Raw genomic sequence first — 14709 nt, 5'->3', positions numbered from 1 at the left:
CCCGATGAGCTTACATCAGTAAGTGATTCGGGTGAGTGAGAGCCAGCCAACACACCTGCAGTGTGAAAGATGATGGGCATATTTTATCTTTTATCGTGCGCAGACTCATTTTCACGGCAATCGCCGGTCTCACAGTGGCCGTATAGATACAGACTGTGGTTAGTCAGCTTGATACCATGCTGTTTAGCAATTTCACGTTGAAGAGATTCAATGGATTCATTACTAAACTCAATCACTTTGCCACAATCCAGGCAAATCAGGTGATCGTGATGATGTTGCTGCGTCAGCTCAAAGACTGATTTGCCGCCTTCGAAATTGTGGCGGGTAACAATACCGGCATCATCAAACTGGTTCAGTACACGGTAAACCGTCGCCAAACCAATTTCTTCGCCCATATCAATCAGCTTTTTATAAAGATCTTCCGCACTGACATGGTGGCACTCTGGATTTTGCAACACTTCCAGAATCTTAAGACGGGGCAGTGTTACCTTCAAACCAGCGTTTTTTAAGGCTTTGTTGTTGTCAGTCATGCGGATTCAGTCCTGTTACTATCGATTCAAATTAAGGCTGTTCAGCCTATGACATCCGTGGCGCAATCATTACGATTGCGTCTCATTATAGAACTGCTAGCCCTAAATGAAAACCGTGGTTGTTAACAAAGATATAATTGCACACTTTGTCCGATTAATCATGCAATGTATTGATGAATGGGATTGTTGCATCATTTAAGTATAAGGCCGCTATAGGCAACGTTACAAATTTGTAGCGGTTTATTTTCATTTTGCACGCATCATGCTGCTGATTTGTGGGCTGCTTAACAAAGCTCATTCTGACAACAAATGACACCGCGCATATTTTGCGGTTATTGGCTTTGGCAAAATGGGATTAAAGGGTTGGGGCAGACAAAAAAAGAGTTCAAAGGGGGAGGAGAGTTAACGGAAACGCTCGGCGCTATGCAATATCACCTCAGCGTTTCCGATCTAACAAATTAACCGGTGATCTCGGCCAAATTCAGTTCTTCGCTGATCTGTTTTACCCAAGCTTCAACACGTTCATTCGTCAGTTCTGGCTGCCTATCTTCATCAATGGCTAAACCAATGAAGTGATCATCATCAGCCAAGCCTTTAGAGGCTTCGAAGTGGTAGCCAGCGGTTGGCCAGTGACCGACGATTGCAGCACCGCGAGGTTCGATGATATCGCGCACGGTACCCATCGCATCACAGAAATATTCTGCGTAGTCTTCCTGATCGCCACAACCGAACAAAGCCACTAGCTTGCCGTTAAAATCGATCTCTTCCAATGTTGGGAAGAAATCATCCCAATCACATTGGGCTTCACCGTAATACCAAGTTGGGATACCAAGCAGCAGAATATCGAAGCCTTCTAAATCTTCTTTACTGCTTTTAGCAATGTCGTGAACCTCAGCAACATCTTTGCCCAGTTGCTTTTGGATCATCTTGGCAATGTTTTCGGTATTGCCAGTATCGCTGCCAAAGAAAATGCCTACAGTTGCCATATAACTTAATACCTTTTAAATTCAAATAGTTATGTTAAACACTGAGCGCGTTGCCCAACAATATAACACATGTATAGGGCGACATCATGCCAGAAAACGCCCTCGGGCTCATATCAAGTTTATGTGATATTAAATTTTTGTGAGTCGCTCAATCTTGCAATGTCATTGCCGATAACCTTTGTGTAACCGGAAGGTTGCAATTTGCGGTGCCAGGGGGAAAACCGTCAGATGAGAGTTTGTCGGGAAAGGAGTCGTCGTTAGCTGTATGGAACGTCCTTTATTGCTTTTCGGTCATCAAATAACACCAGAGTCTCTAACGGTAACCATCCGATATATAAGGGGAACGAACATGCAGGTTTTAAAAAATATTACCATCAGGGCAGCATTACTTTGGGTGCTTGGCGCTTTTTGTCTGCTCTGGGGCGGTGTATCGGCTTATACGCTGCTATCACTCAATCAACTGACCCAATCTTCTAACGCCAATGCGGTGTTGGTGGAAAACATGAATTTGGTCAATCAGGGGACGGACCAATATTTTCGTATGGTGACTCGTCTTGCCCGGTCGGTGGATTATCGCCAAAACGGTAATATCGCGGATGCAGATAAAGAACTCAGCTCATCTAACGTCGCGCTGGATAATCTGAAGAAAAAGCTCGCAGAATTTAAAGCTATCGACCACGCACAAATTGATCCCGCTTTAGTCGCTGGAGTGATTGATGGATGGAGTGGATTAATTGAACAGGGCGTAACGCCGCTTTATCAGGCGGCAATGGACAACAATAGTGCGGTTTATCAGGATTTAGCCAAAAAAACCGTGCCAGCGTTGAGCCGCCAATATGGGGCTGTCGCCGAAACATTTAATCAGGCTGCATCTAAAGCTATTGGCGTGGCGAAAGATCAATTCTCGCACTTAACCAAAGTAAGCAGCATTACGCTTATCTCTGCGCTGATCGCCGGTCTGGTGATTTTATTGGCAACAGACCGCTATCTGGTGGCCAATCTGGTACGTCCATTAGACGATATTCGTGCGCATTTCCGGGTGATTGCTTCCGGTCAATTGGGGCAGCCTATTGTTGATTTTGGCCGTAATTGTGTTGGGCAATTATTTCCGCTGTTACGTGATGTGCAAACCAGTCTGGTCAACACCGTGCAAGCGATTCGTAGCAGCACTGATGGGATTTACCATGGTGCCGCCGAGATTTCTGCGGGTAATACCGATTTATCATCCCGTACCGAGCAGCAGGCTGCCGCCCTTGAAGAAACCGCCGCGAGCATGGAGCAGCTAACCGCGACGGTAAAACACAATGCTGATAATGCGCATCATGCCAGCCAACTGGCGGCTAATGCCTCGGCAACTGCGAAAAAAGGCGGCGTGTTGGTGGCGGATGTGGTGAATACCATGAATGAGATTTCAGCCAGTTCGCGCAAAATCGCCGATATCACGACTGTGATTAACAGTATCGCTTTCCAAACTAATATCCTGGCGCTGAATGCGGCAGTTGAAGCGGCCCGCGCCGGTGAACAAGGCCGTGGTTTTGCCGTGGTGGCCAGTGAAGTACGTAATCTTGCTCAGCGCAGTGCACAAGCCGCGAAAGAGATTGATAGTTTGATTAATGAGTCGGTTAGCCGGGTCAGCAGTGGTTCAGCTCTGGTGGAGAGCGCCGGTGCAACTATGGATGAGATTGTGCGTTCCATCACCAATGTGACTGATTTGATGGGCGAGATTGCATCTGCTTCTGATGAGCAAAGCAAAGGTATCACTCAGGTTGGGCAGGCGGTGGCTGAAATGGACAGTGTGACCCAGCAGAATGCCGCATTAGTACAAGAAGCTTCCCGAGCTGCCGCTTCACTCGAGGAACAAGCCACTCAGTTGAACCGGGCGGTTGCCGTGTTTAAATTGCAGTCAGACGAGGCGCGAGCAAAACCGGCGGCAAAACCGCGGGCGAAAGTATTGGCAGTAGCACCTGCTGCCAGCAAGCTAGACAGCAATGCAAACTGGGAAACATTCTAAGAGATAGGGGATAAAGTAATAACGGCGTGGCGCAATGGATTACGCCACGCCGTCGTGGTAACCGAAAGGTTAAAATCCGTCTTGTGAGTGCTCTAATTGAGCAAGTAACATCTGTTCAATCAGTTCACTGCGGCTGATGTTACGCTGCTCAGCAAGGCTGTTGAGAGCATCGACGGCATCAGCATTAATTTTCAGTTCCACGCGTCGTAAGCCACGTACTTTATCGCGCCGTAGTTGATTTCGCTTATTAATTCTAAGCTGTTCATCACGGGATAATGGGTTTGTTTTCGGTCGCCCCGGACGGCGTTCATCTGCGAACAGATCCAGCGTCGTGCGATCCGTTTGTTCTTTTGCCATAGGTAGCGGACTACAAGGGATTTACATCAAGAAGCTTGATGATTTGGTTTACACGTTTCAAGTTGAGAACATAGATAGAATGCATTGAGTGACCTAGTATCCTACAGCTTGAATTTGCATTTGCCACCAAACCGCGTAGCAAATTTATAGCGCGCCATAATACCCCAGCCAACCGAGCAACGACAATGCTTTACTGTGATTAGATTGGGCTAATTTGTTCTTTTTTGCACAATTTTTCCACAGGTAATACATTTCTTTTCCCCAGGGGATAATTTTTAAACAATCCCGCTGGCCGCCAACTTTATTCGGCATCAATAAAGCGATGAATCGCGCGCAATACTGATTCTGGTTTTTCTGCGTGTACCCAATGGCCGGTTCCGGCCACTACATGGGCACGAGCTTGCGGAAACTGACGGGCAATCTCATCGCGATAGCTGTCTTGGATATAGGGCGATAGCTCACCACGAATAAACAAAATCGGGTGGGGCCAAGGGGGAATGGGTTGCCAACCAACAATATTTTCGTATTGGCTCCACAGGGCAGGCACATCAAATCGCCATTCGCCATTGTGGAATGATTTTAATAAGAACTGAATAACACCTTCTTCTTTTATTGATTCACGCATTAGTTGGGCAGCTTGCTGGCGCTGAGTCACCCCCGCGGCACTGACCGCATTGATAGCCGCAAAAATCTGGTCATGGCGGCGCACCTGATAATTAATAGGGGCGATATCAATGGCAACCAGCTTTTCAATGCGGTCTGGTGCAATAGCGGTCATCGCCATGGCGACTTTACCGCCCATTGAGTGACCAATAATAATCGCTTTCTCAATAGCGAGCTGGTCCATTAATTCCAGCACGTCCTGTGCCATCTCCGGGTAACTGACCAGCGGCGAACGTGGGGATAATCCGTGGTCGCGTAGGTCAACCTGAATCACGTCATGGTCTTGGTGCAAGTCACGAGCGAGCACCCCAAGGTTATCAAGGTTACCAAATAACCCATGAATGAGAATGATGGGCAGGGATGGCGTGGGAGAAAGTGCGTTTTGTAAGCGGAAGTTTAATTTCATGGCGAAGTTCATACTGAGAGATATTGTGGTTAGGGTATCATGACTGAGTGAAGGTGTGCTGCTCCACGATTATTTGCCTTATCAGGTATATGTGGGTGATTGAGTCATTACTGAGGCGTTGAGGGGATTTATCCGGCTAAAGCCATGATAATGGTACTCGTTAACGCGCTTTGACTTTATAATCCTAAGATATGCATAAGAAAGTAGAAAACCGTACTGGATAAAGATGAAAACTATTGAACTCGACGAAGAACTTTATCGCTATATTGCCAGCCATACGCAACACATTGGCGAGAGCGCGTCCGATATTTTACGGCGCATGCTGAAGTTTACCGCTGGCCAGCCGGTACCTAATTTGCCTGCCAATAATAATGATGCAGCCAAAACGGTGGTCGCGCCAGCGCCACGAGACCGGGTTCGTGCAGTGCGTGAATTGCTGCTGTCCGATGAGTATGCGGAGCAAAACAGAGCAGTTAACCGCTTTATGTTGGTGTTATCAACATTATATACCTTGGATGCACAGGCATTTACCGAGGCCACAGAATCATTACATGGCCGCACCCGGGTCTATTTTGCCGGCGATCAGCAGACATTATTGCAAAACGGGACGCACACCAAGCCCAAACATGTCCCTGGTACGCCATACTGGGTTATTACCAATACCAATACCGAGCGTAAACGCAGCATGGTGCAACATATCATGCTGACAATGCAGTTCCCGCCGGAGTTGACTGATAAAGTCTGCGGGACTATCTGATTTCATTTAACCATCCTCTTTTACCGCTGCTGGCTTTTAATGCGTCATCAGGGGTAAAAGTGCAAGCTTATAGGGAGTCGTGACTGTGGCTAATCACCCTCGTGCTGGGCAAGCTGCTCAGCAAAGCGATTTGATTAATGTTGCTCAACTCACATCGCAATATTATGTATTGCAACCTGATGCTGAAAACCCAGCCCATGCGGTTAAGTTTGGTACTTCTGGTCACCGTGGCAGTGCGGCACGCCACAGTTTTAATGAAGCTCATATTTTGGCTATTGCTCAGGCGATTGCTGAAGTTCGTCACCAGCACGGTATCACCGGCCCATGTTATGTGGGGAAAGATACCCACGCACTGTCTGAACCCGCGTTTATTTCGGTCTTGGAAGTGTTGACGGCGAATGGCGTAGATGTTGTCGTGCAGCAAGACAATGGCTTCACTCCGACTCCGGCAATTTCCCATGCCATTCTTTGTTATAACGCCAAGGGTAAAGATCTGGCTGATGGCATTGTTATTACGCCATCACACAACCCACCTGAAGATGGCGGCATCAAATACAATCCACCTAATGGTGGCCCAGCTGATACCAATCTGACTTCGGTCATTGAAAAGCGAGCTAACCAATTGCTCAGCTTGAAATTAGACGGTGTTAAACGTCAGACACTGGATAAAGCCTGGAAGGGGAATCATCTGCGTGAGCAGGATTTGATTCAGCCGTATGTTGAAGGTTTGGTTGATGTGGTGGATATCCCCGCCATTCAAAATGCAGGTCTTAAGTTAGGTGTTGATCCACTCGGTGGTTCCGGTATTGCCTATTGGCAACGTATTGGCGAGCACTATAAGTTGGATCTGACGCTGGTTAATGATTCCATCGATCAAACTTTCCGCTTTATGCATCTGGATCATGATGGCGTGATCCGTATGGATTGCTCATCAGAATCGGCTATGGCTGGTTTACTGGCACTGCGTGATAAATTTGATTTAGCTTTTGCCAATGACCCGGATTATGACCGTCACGGCATTGTCACACCGACCGGGTTAATGAATCCGAATCATTATCTAGCGGTATCAATCAATTACTTGTTCCAGCATCGTCCACAATGGGGCGCTGATGTGGCGGTCGGTAAAACACTGGTATCCAGTGCGATGATTGATAGAGTGGTGGCCGATTTAGGCCGTAAGCTGGTGGAAGTTCCTGTCGGGTTCAAATGGTTTGTCGACGGATTACACGACGGCAGCTTTGGTTTTGGTGGCGAAGAGAGCGCTGGAGCATCTTTCCTGCGTTTTAATGGCAAACCTTGGTCGACGGATAAAGACGGCATTATCATGTGTTTGTTAGCGGCTGAAATTACAGCTGTTACCGGTAAAAATCCACAGCATCACTATGATGATCTGGCCAAGCGCTTTGGTGCTCCAAGTTATAACCGCATTCAGGCTCCAGCAACTCAGGCGCAAAAAAATGCCCTGTCTAAGCTCTCGCCTGAAATGGTGAAAGCCAGCACATTGGCGGGCGACCCTATAACTGCTCGTTTGACTACAGCACCGGGCAATGGCGCGTCTATTGGTGGTCTGAAAGTGATGACCGACAATGGTTGGTTTGCTGCTCGCCCATCGGGTACTGAAGATGCTTATAAAATTTACTGTGAAAGCTTCCTTGGCGCAGAGCACCGCGAAAAGATAGAGCAAGAAGCGGTAGATATTGTCAGTGAAGTGTTGGCTGGTAAATAATCATCACCGGTAAGAAATAGAAATAGCGCTGTCTGGCGCTATTTCTTCTTAGTCAATTTACGCTAAAACGGTGTGATAGCTTTGCTATGAATAATCAGTTATAGCAGCAAGCGGTCTGGAAGAGTTATATATTATTGAATTATAGTGTTTTAAATATTTTAAATCGGTTTGTGAAGCTTCTTTGGGGGCAAAGGAAGATAGAGCCTCTGTAATGTAAGTTATATCAGGTACGTTATCGCCGAAATATAAAGAATTATTTTGGTACATTTGTTGTAATGCCTTATTTTTATCCTTAAGTACATCAATAAGTTTTTTTCCTGTCAAGATCTCGGTATCTGGCATCCTATGAGCAAAAACTTCAGATAAGTCAGTTCGATAATAATCACTAAAGTCATTTCTTGTTGTCAATTGTGATAGCAATTTATCAGGATTATCCACGTGTTGCCTTACTATCTCAGTAATTAATTTCGCATGATTCTTTTTATGATCATTATCATCATCAATATATGATTTTGTCTGTAAGTGTTTAATTTTGTAGCCATCTTTTGCATATTGATCTTTGATTACTATAACGAGATTATTATGGTGTTTTTCGATACTTGATATGACTAAGTGATTACCATAGCGTTCATATTTCAATTCATGGAAATAGTAATCTTCAATGATAATGGTGTTTTCTTCACCACCATATTCAACGATCATATTAATTCCATCATGAGCAAAGAATCCATAACGGTCATTACCCCTTCCTCCGGCTAAATAATCGTTATTTTTTCCCCCAAAGATAAGATCATTTCCGTTTCCAGCAAATATTATATCGTTGCCACGTCTTTTCCCTGCGTTTTCGTCACTTTTGGTATCATTGCTAAAGTCTTCAGCATCACCTTGTAATTCATCGTCGCCATCACCACCATCAAGAATATCATTACCGTTTCCTCCTGCGAGCCAATCGTTACCGCCACCTCCGACTAAGATATCATCCCCATTCTGGCCAAATAGTGAGTCGGAAGAGCCAAGGCCAACGATAATATCGTTATCATCACCACCGGCTAAGTTATCATTTTTGTCACCACCAATGATGATGTTAGGGCCTTTCCCGCCAACGACGCCATTGCTATGGTATTTATTCCCAGAAAAAGATTCATTTTCCTCAAGGAAAACAACTTTTGAGGGATCGGGCTTGGTATTAGTGATTAGATTATGTGCAGAATACGTCTTCAGATCATTTTTGGTAAGTAAGAGTCTTATGCTAGGGCTATTGTCACTGTTTTCTGCTTCATTAGAATCTGTTAATGTTAAAAATATCTCACTTTTGACGTCATTCTTATCATATAAAATGATGGATTTTATAGTTAAACTTTCTTTTTCAGCTACATAATAAAATTTCCTAAAACGAATTTGGTTATTGCTATCTAAAATGGTTATTTCCAGTTTTGAATCTACGTATTGGAAGAAGACTTTTTCCGTAGATACATTGCTGATGAGAATAGATTTCATGTCTCCATTAATAATTAGTAGCGGTGTTGATAGCTTATTCTTTTTTCTTATATTGATATTTCTTTTCAATTTATTTCCTTTTATATGTTTTTTGTCTCCTTAAATAGTTTATAAAAGTGTTAAGCTAAAATAAAATTAAATAACATTATTATTATTTTATTCAATATTTATGATGTTTTGTGAACTATTTTTTAATTTCATATCATTATTTAATTGTATACCAAAGCAAGTCGATTAGCCAAAGAGTGAGAGTACATATCACTCTTTGATAATGGTGTGTTTATTTTAGGGGCATCTTTGGGCGCATAAGAAGACAGTGCTTCAATAAGATAGCTTATGTCAGGTAAATTTTCACCAAAGTGGTTAGGGTTATCTTTATATATTCTTACTAATTTTTCATTTCTATCTATAAGTTCGTTAACAAGTTTGTTTTCTGTTGTTGTTTCAATATCAGGCATTTTACTGCCAAATGCATCAGGTAATATAACATTGAAATGATCGCCGAGATCAGAATAAGAGTATTTAGACATGTTTTCTAATTCTTTGAGGGTGTTTTCTGGATTTTCTTTCATCAGTTTATTTAGTAGAGAATGAAGGTTTTTTTTCTGTTCACTATCGTTATCGCGGATATATGATTTTGTTTGTAGGTGTTTTATTTTATAACCATCTTCAGCGAATTGATCTTTGATCACAATCACTAAACTATTACCTATCCTGGTGCTGGAAATCATTAAGTGAGTTCCATAACGACTAAAAGCCAATTCATGAAAATAATGGTCATTAATAGCAACTATATTTCCTTCATTACTATATTCTACTATCAAATTAATTCCGTCATTATAAGAGAAGACATACAAGTCATCGCCAGTTCCACCGGCTAAATAATCATTATTCCTTTCACCTTCAATTCGATCATTACCATTCCCACCAAATATTATATCATTTCCTCGCGCCTTACCTTCAACAGCAAAGCAGCCCAAGGCTTCCGCATCACCATGTAATTCATCGTTTCCGTCACCGCCATAGAGAATATCATTACCTGGCCCACCGGCCAGCCCATCATTACCTTCACCACCCACCAGAATGTCATTACCTTCCTCGCCAAATAGCGAGTCATTACCTTTTTTGCCAATAATGGTATCATTACCCAACAGCCCTGAAATGTTGTCACTTGCATCACCGCCAATAATTATGTCATCCCGTTCACTACCCAATATTGCATTGCTACTGTTTTCACCAATGATAATGTTATTATTATCATTTTTTAGCTTTATGACTTTCTCGCCATTTATCGTTAAATAGTTTTTAGATATATTCTTAGCAAAAGTAATGTGAGTGATTTCGTTTGCTAAATAAATATCAAGATTCTCCATCTTAATATTCATGTGTATTTCTGAGGGATTGTATGTTGGTATGGAATTATCGGTGTGGAGGAAAAACTCTTGTTTCTTTCCACTTTTATCATAAATAATAACTGATTTAATTCTAAGTATTTTATTTTTAAAAATATCACGATATACCCAACGATGATTAATTCTATTTTTACTATTTAATGTTCTAATTATAAGTGTTGAGTTTGAATAGCGAAAAGAAATTTTGTCGGTAGGTAAATTGTACAGAGATATGGAGTAGAACATTGCTTGCGTTTTTGATTCTTCTTTATTCATACATCCTCTTTTTATTCAAAAAAATACTTTTATATTAAGTCATGTTAATTTCCATATTAAGATGTTAATGTGATTAAGTATGATTTTATAAAATGATAACTTCTTATTATGGATGAAAAAATGGAAGTGATAATAAAGACAACAGTAATATACTTTGTCTTTATTTTTTATCTAATTATTACCTGTGGCTGGATTAACCCAATGCCACCATTAATGCTCCCGCCGTAATAAGTGCCACTCCAAGTCCAGCAACCAGTGATACTTTTTCGCCAAACAGAATAAAGGCGAGAATAACAGCAAAAACGACGCTAAGTTTATCAATGGGAGCCACTTGCGAGACATTGCCGTTTTTAATCGCCATAAAATAAAACAGCCAGGAAAGGGCACCTGCCACACCACTTAGGACGATAAACAGCAGCGCTTTTTTATCAGCCAATACCGCGCCGACCAGATTAAATTTCCCCTGAACCAGCACGACGCCGACTAAAAATAGCGCCATCACGACTGCACGCACCGCTGTTGCAGTATTGGCATCCAGATGCTGTAAGCCAATTTTACCGAAGATGGCGACCAATGACGCAGTGAGGGCAGAAAGCAGCGCGTATATTAACCAAGTGCTCATAATAAATAATACCCATTATCATTAAAAATGTAATGCTACTCTGCCAAAGTTGTTTTTCCTAGTCTCAATGTAAAGTCTTGGAGGGGATAAATCGTTATGGAATAAAGCGATAGCCAACGCCGGTTTCGGTCAATAGATGTTTAGGCCGGGTAGGGTCTACTTCTAATTTTTGCCGTAAATGGCCCATATAAATGCGCAAATAATGGCTATGCTCGACATAATTTGGCCCCCATACTTGGTTAAGTAACTGGCGTTGGGTTATCACCTTACCAGCATTGGCCAATAGCGCTGACAGCAGACGAAATTCTATTGGCGTCAGGTGCAGGTTTTCACCGGCTCGGGTGACTTGACGGTTAATCAAATCCACACTGATATCGGCAAAATTGACCAGCGGGCTTTCCTGACTGCCACCGCTATGGCGACGCAAAGCAACCCGTACTCGAGCCAATAATTCACTGATACCAAAGGGTTTACTCAAATAATCATCAGCACCGGCATCCAGTGCCGCGACTTTATCTTCTTCACTATTACGTGCTGATAACACGATAATGGGAATGGCACTCCACTGGCGGAGATCTTGGATATAACTGAGGCCATCACCATCCGGTAGGCCCAAATCTAAAATAATCAGGTCCGGCTTGCGGGTACCGGCTTCAATCAAACCCCGTTGCAGCGTATCACTCTCAAATACGCGCCAGCCTTCACTCTCCAGCGCAATACGAACAAAGCGCCGGATCTCTTTTTCATCTTCAACAATCAGAATGTTAGTCGGGGATATGGTCAAGTCTCCTCAGTATCGCTATTTTCGCTATCAATTTCCGGCGCTTTTTCCAGTGGCAAAGTAAAGTGGAAACTGGCACCGCCAGCTTGACTTGGCTCCACCCAGATGCGGCCGCCATGTACATCAATAATGGCACGACAAATAGCTAAACCCAAGCCCACGCCAGGAATAGCTGACTCTTTGTTCCCACGGGAAAATTTATCAAAAATCAGTTGTTCTTGTCCGAGGGTCACTCCGGGGCCATTATCCCAAACTTCCACATGTAACCATTCACCTTGCACTACAGCTCTAATCCCCAGCAAAGCATCAAAGCCTGCGTATTTATGGGCATTTTCCAGCAGATTGATAAACACGCGCTCCAACAAGCTGCCATCACAGTTGATCAGCACCATTTCAGCTGGTAGTTCGACATTAATGTGATGATGATTGAGGGCAGTTTCCAGCATATGTAAGGCGCTGCCGACAATCTCTTCGAGTGATTGCCACTCTTTACGCAGGTTAAAACCACCGGATTGAATGCGCGCCATATCCAATAAATTATTGACTAGCCGGGTAGTGCTCAACACTTGCTGGCGGATTTCGCTCGCTTGTGGGGCGTGCCGCGAACCTTCAGCGGCCAGATCCAGCGTTAATATTTCGGCTTGACCAAATAGCACGGTGAGCGGGGTGCGTAAGTCATGGGAAAGTGCTGCCAGCAGTGAGTTACGTAACTGCTCCCGCTCAGCATCCAATTTTGCCAGCTCGGCACTGCGGGCCAGATGCAGCCTTTCTAGCGCATTGGCAATCAAACTGGTAAAGGTTTGTAGCAGGCGTTGCTGTTCCGGCACCATTAACTGGCGCAGGTTTGCCGGTTCAATCGCTAATACACCAAAAGTCTGTTTGGAGGCGGTCAGTGGCAGTAATTGATAAGGCACGCCCGGTAAGGTATCCGTCCCCGCACCCGCTCGTGCCCCTTTGTCAAAACTCCAACGCGCAATGGCTTCATCGACGGAAAGGGCTCCGCCTTCATCCGTAGTGACTTGCTGTAATCGGCCATCTTCCTGTGGTAACAGCAAGTCTGTTTTGGCTTGAAAACTGCTGGAAAGAAAATGGCGGCTAGTTTTGGCAATATCAACCGGGGTGAGGGCACGGCTTAATCCGCGAGACATTTCATACAGATGCCGGGCGCGTTGCTCACGGTAGCGGGCAATTCTGGCCTGATAGCGCACACCAGCGGTTAAATTGCCCACCACGATACCGACAATCAGCATCACGCCAAATGTCAGCAGATACTGCACATCGGTGACCGCCAGTGACCAGTGGGGCTGGACAAAGAACAGGTCAAAGCTGGCGACATTAATGACCGCCGCTAATACCGAAGGCCAGCGGCCATAAAATAGCGCGATGATAACGACGCCCAGCAAGTAGACCATGACCAGGTTTGCCTGATCGAAGCCGGGGATTAGCCACTGTGATAGTAATGTGATTAGTGCACATAAGCCGATGGCGGCGATACAGCCGCGCAACTGCATGCGCCACTTTTCAGTAAAGGTGCGCGAGTCCGTTTCTTTGGCAGCACTGCCGAGGTTATCCCCCTCCAGCGAGATAATCACTAAATCCAGATCCGGCCCCAATTTACCGAGGCGATCAGCAAAACTGCCGCGTAATTTCCACGGTTTTTCTACCCGACGGCCAATGATGATTTTCCCCAGATTATGCTCACGGGCGTAGCGCAATACCGCCTGTTCTTCACTGGGTTCTGACAGTGTGGCGGTTTCCGCTCCCAGCTCTTGCGCCAATTTGAGTGTCTGCAAGATGGCGCGGCGCTTGGCTTCCGGCAGGGCATGCAGACGTGGAGTTTCAACATAAACCGCATGCCAGATACAGCCCAAACGCGCGGCTAACCGGGCGGCGGTTCGTACCAATTTCTCATTGCCGCTACTATGACCAATGCATAACAGGATGGCATCGCGGGTATGCCAAACTCGCTCTCGCCCCTGAGTATCTCGGAAGGCGCGCATCTGGTCATCAACACGGTCAGCGGTGCGGCGCAGAGCCAACTCACGCAGGGCGATTAAATTGCCTTTGCGGAAAAAATGCTCGATGGCCCGCTCGGCCTGACCGGAAATATACACTTTGCCTTCATTTAAGCGCTGGCGTAGGTCATCAGGCGGCAGGTCAACCAACACCACTTCTGTGGCTTCATCGAACATATGGTCAGGAACGGTTTCCCGTACCCGAATCCCGGTGACACCGCCAACCACATCATTCAGACTTTCCAAATGTTGCACATTCACGGTGGTCAGCACGTCAATACCGGCGTCCAGCAGTTCCTCGACATCTTGCCAGCGTTTGGGATGACGGGAACCCTGGGCATTACTGTGTGCCAGCTCATCCATCAGGATAAGTGCCGGGTGGCGGGCCAGTGCGGCATCTAAATCAAATTCGCGCACTTGACGGCTACGGTGGTGGATGCGTTTTTGTGGCAGGATTGCCAGCCCTGTCAGCAATGCGGCGGTTTCGCTGCGCCCATGGGTCTCCACGACGCCGACCAGCACATCCAGCCCCTGACCCCGTAGGCGCTGGGCCTCTTGCAACATGGCGTAGGTTTTACCCACTCCGGCGCAAGCCCCAAAGAAGATTTTCAGCCGACCACGGTTTTTTTCATTGGCCGCCGCCAGCAGGCTATCGGGGTTGGGGCGGGTTGGTTCTGCATCCACCATCATC

General features: G+C 45.2%; 12 protein-coding genes. 3 read left to right on the top strand and 9 right to left on the bottom strand.

The features are described from left to right. Positions 1-83: 83 nt before the first annotated feature. Together fur and fldA are read right to left on the bottom strand one after the other, a co-directional pair. Entirely contained in the window at positions 84-530 is a 447-nt protein-coding gene (gene fur, locus N0H69_RS18435; protein WP_050107819.1) for a ferric iron uptake transcriptional regulator, read from the bottom strand. Positions 531-988: 458 nt separating this feature from the next. After that, positions 989-1516, bottom strand: a complete 528-nt coding sequence (fldA, locus tag N0H69_RS18430; RefSeq protein WP_050107817.1) for a flavodoxin FldA — start codon at positions 1514-1516, stop codon at positions 989-991. Positions 1517-1865: 349 nt separating this feature from the next. On the opposite strand from fldA, the gene N0H69_RS18425 reads away from it, so the two are divergent. Then, positions 1866-3527, top strand: a complete 1662-nt coding sequence (locus tag N0H69_RS18425) for a methyl-accepting chemotaxis protein (RefSeq protein ID WP_050145000.1) — start codon at positions 1866-1868, stop codon at positions 3525-3527. A 69-nt stretch (positions 3528-3596) separates the two neighbouring features. Here N0H69_RS18425 and ybfE read toward each other — a convergent pair whose 3' ends face one another. Together ybfE and ybfF are read right to left on the bottom strand one after the other, a co-directional pair. Then, complete coding sequence (gene ybfE / locus N0H69_RS18420) at positions 3597-3884, bottom strand: LexA regulated protein (RefSeq protein WP_004712472.1); 288 nt, start codon at positions 3882-3884, stop codon at positions 3597-3599. A gap of 301 nt (positions 3885-4185) precedes the next feature. Then, complete coding sequence (gene ybfF, locus N0H69_RS18415; protein WP_050151590.1) at positions 4186-4953, bottom strand: esterase; 768 nt, start codon at positions 4951-4953, stop codon at positions 4186-4188. Between the two features lie 226 nt (positions 4954-5179). Here ybfF and seqA point away from each other — a divergent pair, with 226 nt between their 5' ends. Continuing rightward, positions 5180-5710, top strand: a complete 531-nt coding sequence (gene seqA / locus N0H69_RS18410; RefSeq protein WP_050107810.1) for a replication initiation negative regulator SeqA — start codon at positions 5180-5182, stop codon at positions 5708-5710. Positions 5711-5795: 85 nt separating this feature from the next. After that, positions 5796-7436 carry a phosphoglucomutase (alpha-D-glucose-1,6-bisphosphate-dependent) gene (gene pgm, locus N0H69_RS18405; RefSeq protein ID WP_050151591.1) on the top strand — a complete coding sequence of 547 codons (1641 nt, stop codon included), beginning with the start codon at positions 5796-5798 and terminating at the stop codon, positions 7434-7436. An 84-nt stretch (positions 7437-7520) separates the two neighbouring features. Here the strand turns inward: pgm and N0H69_RS18400 are convergent, their stop codons facing one another. The 5 genes from N0H69_RS18400 to kdpD all read right to left on the bottom strand — a co-directional run bounded on the left by N0H69_RS18400 (position 7521) and on the right by kdpD (position 14705). Then, on the bottom strand, positions 7521-9002 hold the full coding sequence (locus N0H69_RS18400; RefSeq protein WP_050151592.1) for a calcium-binding protein: 1482 nt from the start codon (positions 9000-9002) through the stop codon (positions 7521-7523). 140 nt (positions 9003-9142) lie between these two features. Next, entirely contained in the window at positions 9143-10600 is a 1458-nt protein-coding gene (locus N0H69_RS18395) for a calcium-binding protein (protein ID WP_072077574.1), read from the bottom strand. A gap of 193 nt (positions 10601-10793) precedes the next feature. Next, entirely contained in the window at positions 10794-11222 is a 429-nt protein-coding gene (locus N0H69_RS18390; protein WP_050107806.1) for an EamA family transporter, read from the bottom strand. A gap of 94 nt (positions 11223-11316) precedes the next feature. Further along, positions 11317-12006, bottom strand: a complete 690-nt coding sequence (gene kdpE / locus N0H69_RS18385; RefSeq protein WP_050107805.1) for a two-component system response regulator KdpE — start codon at positions 12004-12006, stop codon at positions 11317-11319. Then, positions 12003-14705 (bottom strand): two-component system sensor histidine kinase KdpD, encoded by a 2703-nt coding sequence (gene kdpD / locus N0H69_RS18380; protein ID WP_050151593.1) that lies wholly within the window; start codon positions 14703-14705, stop codon positions 12003-12005. Before kdpD ends, kdpE begins: the two co-directional genes overlap by 4 nt. Between the last annotated feature and the right edge of the window lie 4 nt (positions 14706-14709).

The organism is Yersinia alsatica, assembly GCF_025133195.1.
GTDB lineage: Bacteria > Pseudomonadota > Gammaproteobacteria > Enterobacterales > Enterobacteriaceae > Yersinia > Yersinia alsatica.
This window is presented reverse-complemented; position numbering and strand designations above follow the sequence as displayed.